This window comes from Siphonobacter sp., assembly GCF_048595215.1.
Lineage (GTDB): Bacteria > Bacteroidota > Bacteroidia > Cytophagales > Spirosomataceae > Siphonobacter.
Window position 1 is genome coordinate 1 of the sequence record NZ_JBMDWJ010000051.1, and the last position, 2,285, is coordinate 2,285.

The following is a 2,285-nucleotide window of genomic DNA, read 5'->3' on the forward strand; positions in this document are numbered from 1 at the left end:
CCGATGCTCCAGCAACTCGCCGATACGAAGGATCTGGATTTTAATCTGGCCTACGATCGGTATAACCAGTTTGCCCGGAGTTTCGGGGTGTATTCGGATTCACATCCGCTGTGGGAACGCGTGTCGGGCATTTCCGATGATGCCTATATCCCAGCCGTGTACGTCATTAATCGGCAGCGGCAAATCGTGTTTGACTTCATTGATGAAAATCTGACGAGTACCTGCAACAGCCGTGCGTTACTGACGGCCCTGTACGACAATCGTTAGATTCGATATTCGTCCCTTCGGGGCAAGAGTTTAAGTAAGTGTGTATGCAATCAAGGTGAAAAATGCCGCTGGATTTTCCGGAGGCATTTTTAGTTTTTCGGGTCTACTTTCTTCAGCGAATAGTACCCTTATGAACGAAAAAAGCGGTCCGTGTACTACAGACCGCTGTACTTCTACAAGGTATCGAATCAGCCTACAAAACCGGGCCACTGGCACAGACGTTCGGCGGCTTTTTCTAACGTCTCTTCGTCTTTGGCAAAGCAGAATCGCAGCAACTTATGGTCGTTTTTCTGATGAAAAAACACGGACGTCGGAATGGAGGCTACGCCAATTTCTTTGGTTAGCCGCACTGCCAGTTCATAGTCCGGCACTTCGGCCTGGTAAGATAAATTCTGGAAAAACGTTCCCTGGGAAGGTTTCCACTGAAACGTTGATCCGGCCAGTTGTCGCAGGAAAAAGTCCCGCTTTTGCTGATAAAAAGCCGCCACGGATTCGTAATGCTCGGGTTCGTTCAGGTACTCGGCCAGTGCGTACTGAATGGGTGTCACCGTACTAAAGGTCAAATACTGATGCACTTTTCGAAACTCCGTACTCAGTTCAGCCGGAGCCAGGCAGTACCCTACTTTCCAGCCCGTTACGTGAAAAGTTTTCCCGAAGGACCCACACACAAACGTACGCTCCCGCAATTGCGGATGCTGAGCCAGCGATACGTGCTTATAAGTATCGAAGGTGATGTGTTCATAGACTTCATCGGCAACCACCCAGATGTCGCGGTACTGAATGAGTGCAGCCAGCTGATCCAGGTCATTGTGAGTCCAAACATAGCCCGTCGGGTTGTGAGGCGTGTTCACGATGATCAGTCGCGTACGGTCAGTGATCTTGCGGCTTACCTCTTCCCAGTCGACCGCAAAATCAGGAGCTTCCAGAGTAACATATACGGGCGTTCCGCCATTGAGTTCGATGGCGGGAACGTAACTATCGTACGCTGGTTCGAATACCAGTACCTCATCACCCGGGCGTACCACCGCCGTGATGGCTGCGAACAGAGCCTCGGTGGCTCCCGAAGTAATGGTAATTTCCCGTTCGGGGTGATAACCCTGCCCGTATTGGACTTCCGTTTTGCAGGCCAGAGCCTCCCGGAGGGGCTGTACGCCTGTCATGGGAGCGTATTGATTAAATCCTTTCCGTAGATACTTTTCAACCAGTGCCAGTAACGCAGGCGACCCGTCGAAACCCGGAAATCCCTGCGATAAATTCAGGGCACCGTGTTCAGCAGCCAGCTGGGACATGGTTGTAAAAATGGTGGTACCGACTTTCGGCAATTTGGTTGTCAGGGAAGAAACAAGGGACATACTACGTTCTATTTACCGCAAGTTTAGCGGCTAGCTCAGCACTGGTGATGTCTTCCGCGTAAACGCCGTAGGGACTGATCAGCGTACCTTTCTGGCCGCCATGTGATTCAATTGCGTAGACAATGAGGTTATCGTCCGGATCAGACATGCCTTCCAGACGCACCGTTTCTACAATTTCAAAGTCTTCGGGTTGCAGGCGTAAGCTTTCCTGTGGACAATGCAGGGCGTCCGTTTCCAGGTTAAAATCCAACGTGTAACCCTGATTTTTCAGTCGATTGAGTACGTCTACGAGGGTTTGTTCAGTAGGTTGTGCCATGGTAGGTTTGCGTTACATGAAGAACTCCGGGCAAGTTAAGACTTTACCCGGAGTTCCTGTTTTCGGACCTCAGTTATCTGGCTTCATTGTATACCCAATGCACGTACTGACGACGGAGGTAATTCGACGTAAAGAGAATCACAATACTCGCCAGATTCAGCGTCAGTAGCCACCAGGGATTATTAGTCAGGGCATACGCAGTCAGGATCAGACTGCATAAGCGGGCGTATTCCAGGTACAACACCCAGGTTTTCTTTTCCAGAATCGCTCCGATATTGATCAGGCTCAATAGGATAAACACCCCACCACCTACTTGTAAGGGGAACGGCCAATACTGGTCCCAGAGAATC

At 50.4% G+C, this 2,285-nt stretch carries 2 protein-coding genes and 2 pseudogenes; 1 reads left to right on the forward strand and 3 read right to left on the reverse strand.

The annotated features are described in order from the left end of the window. A pseudogene (locus tag ACOJTG_RS03450) lies at nucleotides 1-267 on the forward strand (hypothetical protein); the annotation flags it as partial. 188 nt (nucleotides 268-455) lie between these two features. Here the strand turns inward: ACOJTG_RS03450 and ACOJTG_RS03455 are convergent. The 3 genes and pseudogenes from ACOJTG_RS03455 to ACOJTG_RS03465 form a co-directional block, all read right to left on the reverse strand. Then, the gene (locus ACOJTG_RS03455; protein WP_420152530.1) at nucleotides 456-1,619 is read right to left on the reverse strand and encodes a methionine aminotransferase; all 1,164 of its coding nucleotides are present in this window, start codon (nucleotides 1,617-1,619) and stop codon (nucleotides 456-458) included. A gap of 1 nt (nucleotide 1,620) precedes the next feature. Beyond that, on the reverse strand, nucleotides 1,621-1,935 hold the full coding sequence (locus ACOJTG_RS03460) for a phosphoribosylpyrophosphate synthetase (protein WP_420152531.1): 315 nt from the start codon (nucleotides 1,933-1,935) through the stop codon (nucleotides 1,621-1,623). Between the two features lie 73 nt (nucleotides 1,936-2,008). Continuing rightward, nucleotides 2,009-2,285, reverse strand: a pseudogene (locus ACOJTG_RS03465) (hypothetical protein); the annotation flags it as partial.

Coding starts and splice junctions, on each gene's coding strand:
- ACOJTG_RS03455 (WP_420152530.1), bottom strand. CDS start 1,619: ATGTCCCTTGTTTCTTCCCTGACAACCAAATTGCCGAAAGTCGGTACC.
- ACOJTG_RS03460 (WP_420152531.1), bottom strand. CDS start 1,935: ATGGCACAACCTACTGAACAAACCCTCGTAGACGTACTCAATCGACTG.